This window comes from Bacteroidota bacterium (genome assembly GCA_018831055.1).
In the GTDB taxonomy this organism is placed as follows: Bacteria; Bacteroidota; Bacteroidia; order Bacteroidales; family B18-G4; genus M55B132.
This window is the reverse complement of record JAHJRE010000079.1, coordinates 1-2,353: the sequence shown is the minus strand read 5'-3', so window position 1 is coordinate 2,353 and position 2,353 is coordinate 1. Positions and strand designations below refer to the sequence as shown.

The window sequence follows — 2,353 nt, the reverse complement described above, 5'->3', positions numbered from 1 at the left end:
TCGATCCCCTTTTCACCATTTAAGCCCGGTGCTTTGCCCATCCAGATTAAAGGCAACCCAGATTGTTTTGCAATATTTTTAACTCTGATTTTGTTGCCTGTTTGCCTGGTTGCCCACAGCTCAGTTACAAGAGATTTTTGAATATCCTTCTGCACATATTCACGGACGTGCTCCTTAATTTGATTTCTTAGTTCCATAGCCTAATACCTAATATGCCTATATTTTCGAATTTACAGGTACCCTCGATATTTATTAAAGATTGCATTTACAATTTTCCTCCCAGTTTCATTGTGTGACGCATAGAATAGAAAAAACAAGGGGCCGCCTTTGCTATTTCTCATAAGAACCGGTTCCGGCACGAATTGGAATCCGGCAGTTTTTCTTAACCTCTCTGTCCTAAACCAATTACCAAGTTTAACATTGCTGTCAACAGTTTTGATTTTGTCCGGAGGCCCAAAAAGCTTTGTCTGTTCAGATTCTTTATACAAGATACCCTGCCATTCCTTAGTCCCGCAAAATCGGTTCATTCGTTCTATCTGCTCCGGGTCCGCTGTTAATAAATCCTTATGCAGCACATTACGATTCATATCCATCAAAGGAAAATTTAAGAAGATTTCGGTCGTTTTCAATTTGGCTGCTTCCATGATTGTTTGCCAGTGAAGATGCAAACCATAAGGGTCCAAAATACATAAAGCTCTCTTTTTGTTTTCCCATTTAAACGCTGGAAAAACCTTCTTTGATAATGCTTCGTTACAATCTTCAGAATAGATGTAGACATTCTTTTGCTCCTGAGTAACAGAGGAAAGGATTTCGATTTTTTGTTTATCAATATCGATATAGTGGTATTCAGTAAAAGGGTTTTTAATCTCAAGTGCATTTAAAGGGGAACCTGGAACGAACTCTCCAGTTTTTCTTGAAATATGGATACCAGCGCCGGCAAAGGCGTCAATATATGCATATCCTTTACACCAATACTGGCTCTTCATTATCGTTGTAAAAGCATGTGCGTATTCTTTAATAATTTCTAATTTGATCTCAGACCAGAAACCTATTTCGTCGAATTTCATTTTTTCCAGCTCCCTGAAGCTTCATTCAATTTGCGGTAGCATGAAGTGAAAAACTTAATCGCTTCACCCAACTTTTCACCCAACCGTTTACCCAACCTTTCTGTTTCTTTTGGCTGGATCAATGGCTTTGATAAAGGTCGGTTCACCAAAAAGGAATCTGAGATGATTTATCTTGTCTATCTGATTTTTCAGTTGATGGTAGGCATAAATGGTGAAGTAGGCGGAATCAACAGATAAATCCGACTGGGGTTTGATGCTCTCAATAAGGAATTCCCCTACCGATCCGCGGTTATGGTTATCCTTTATGGACGATAAAGAAATGCTGGCAGGGCTTTTTTCCATCCGGCTTCCGATGCGGTTAGAAAATTCAAAATACGGCTTGTTTCAAGTGGATAGGCTGAATATTGGATAACATAACTAATTAATTTGTCAACAAATTAGTTTGATCACTCGTCTTTCAGGTCATTATCGTCATAATTAAACAATATTTGAAGACCGCTGGCATTTTTTTCTTGCATTTGGTATCAATTGATACTAAAATGTGGCAAAAAATGAAACGACCATCTCACCGGGAACTTCTTGGAAAGCTGAGAACGGCAAAGGAAACGGCATCAGAACAACGTATCCGATTTGTCGAGCCGGATTCTATACTATCTGACATGCTTGAGCTTGATTTTTTGGTAGAAGATCTAACCGAAAGCTTGTCTGAGATTCTGTCAGAGATTCAGCCGGGAGATTATCATGGGCAGCGGCCGCCAGCCAAATCATACGAAAGATCAATTCTTGATAGTGAACTGTTTGCTTTCAGGTGGTCGAGCAAAGTCTTTGGGTGTCTGATGTATCTGAAGTTTGCAATCAAGGGAGATTATCTCTGGATCGTCTCTTTGCATGAACATAGGCAGCCAGTGAAGGGGGGACAAAATGAATTGCCCAAATGAACATGGCAGAATGTTACTGAAAAACAAGCCGAAAGAGATAACCTTCCGTAATAAGCGGATCAAATATACGGCAAGGCACTATGTATGCCCTGAATGCGGCATTGAAGTGGATGATATCGCCCTGGCCGCAGAAAACCAAAGACAGATTGCCGATGCCTATCGAAAGGCAGCGAATCTGCTCAGCAGTGATGAGATTGTTAATGGCCGCAAGAAACTTAAATGGAGCCAAGAGCAGCTTGCCAGGGCTATGAATGTCGGTATTGCAAGCGTGAAACGATGGGAAACCGGACAAATCCAGACCAAGCCCATGGATGGCATTCTTCGGCGGGTGCTATCCGGAAATACCCC

The 2,353-nt window shown here is 41.0% G+C and carries 5 protein-coding genes; 2 read left to right on the top strand and 3 right to left on the bottom strand.

All coding sequences use genetic code 11. The features are described from left to right. From KKA81_04790 to KKA81_04780, 3 genes are all read right to left on the bottom strand, one after another. A partial coding sequence (locus tag KKA81_04790; GenBank protein ID MBU2650231.1) for a hypothetical protein occupies positions 1-197 on the bottom strand: 197 nt, incomplete at its 3' end. A gap of 33 nt (positions 198-230) precedes the next feature. Beyond that, positions 231-1,067 carry a three-Cys-motif partner protein TcmP gene (locus KKA81_04785; protein MBU2650230.1) on the bottom strand — a complete coding sequence of 279 codons (837 nt, stop codon included), beginning with the start codon at positions 1,065-1,067 and terminating at the stop codon, positions 231-233. Positions 1,068-1,154: 87 nt separating this feature from the next. Next, positions 1,155-1,409 (bottom strand): hypothetical protein, encoded by a 255-nt coding sequence (locus tag KKA81_04780; GenBank protein ID MBU2650229.1) that lies wholly within the window; start codon positions 1,407-1,409, stop codon positions 1,155-1,157. 209 nt (positions 1,410-1,618) lie between these two features. On the opposite strand from KKA81_04780, the gene KKA81_04775 reads away from it, so the two are divergent. Then, on the top strand, positions 1,619-2,005 hold the full coding sequence (locus KKA81_04775; GenBank protein ID MBU2650228.1) for a hypothetical protein: 387 nt from the start codon (positions 1,619-1,621) through the stop codon (positions 2,003-2,005). Next, positions 1,989-2,353 (top strand): type II toxin-antitoxin system MqsA family antitoxin (locus tag KKA81_04770; GenBank protein ID MBU2650227.1); only part of this gene is annotated, 365 nt, incomplete at its 3' end. The genes KKA81_04775 and KKA81_04770, both read left to right, overlap by 17 nt.